This window comes from Acidovorax sp. FJL06, assembly GCF_003852545.1.
Lineage (GTDB): Bacteria > Pseudomonadota > Gammaproteobacteria > Burkholderiales > Burkholderiaceae_C > Acidovorax.
Genome location: NZ_QAJR01000103.1, coordinates 298 through 997, shown reverse-complemented (window position 1 = coordinate 997; position 700 = coordinate 298). Strand labels below are relative to the sequence as shown.

Annotated in this window: 1 protein-coding gene and 2 pseudogenes; all 3 read right to left on the bottom strand. The window is 63.4% G+C overall.

The genetic code is table 11. The features are described from left to right. A pseudogene (locus DBV10_RS23290) lies at positions 1-87 on the bottom strand (protein TolQ); the annotation flags it as partial. Beyond that, positions 84-503 carry a tol-pal system-associated acyl-CoA thioesterase gene (ybgC, locus tag DBV10_RS22690; RefSeq protein WP_124515779.1) on the bottom strand — a complete coding sequence of 140 codons (420 nt, stop codon included), beginning with the start codon at positions 501-503 and terminating at the stop codon, positions 84-86. The pseudogene DBV10_RS23290 and the gene ybgC, both read right to left, overlap by 4 nt. Before the next feature lie 4 nt (positions 504-507). Further along, a pseudogene (locus tag DBV10_RS23285) lies at positions 508-700 on the bottom strand (aminotransferase); the annotation flags it as partial.

Genomic DNA, 700 nt, shown 5'->3' with positions numbered 1-700 from the left:
CACGCCCAGCAGCAGCAGCATCACGAGTTGCACCACCCAGCTGGCGTGCAGCACCAGGGAGATGATGGACATGTTTTGGGAATTCATGGTGTGAGTTGTTCCAGAAGGGTGCTGGGGATTCTTGCAGGGCGCATCGTGGCGGCATCGACCCATCCGATGCGGATGGTGCCTTCGGACAGCAAGGTGGGGGGCTGGTCGGTCATGTGCTCTGGTTTCAGGAGCGCCTGCTGCACTATTGTCAACGATGCCCGGCCAGCGTCTTGCAGAGCGGCGGTAACAATGAGTTCATCGTCCAGCCGCGCCGGGCGGTGGTAGCGCAGCTGCGCATCGGTTACGACAAACATGCCACCGGTTTGTTCCCGCAAGCTCTGCTGGCCCACGCCCAGCGAGCGCAGCCATTCGGTGCGCGCACGCTCGAAGAACTTGAGGTAGTTGGCATAGAACACGATGCCACCGGCATCCGTGTCTTCCCAGTAAATGCGGAGGGGGAACGCGAACGCCATCGCGTCAGCCGAGCAGCGTGCGCAGCCGCGCCACCGATTCTTCCAGCTGCGCCATCGAATTGGCGGTGGAGAAGCGGATGAAGCGCTCAGGCTCGGCCGTGCCGAAATCGCGCCCCGGCGTCACGGCGATGTGGGCACGGCGCATGACCTCGAATGCAAAGTCCCAGCTGCCATTCACGCCCAGGCGCTGCGCGGCC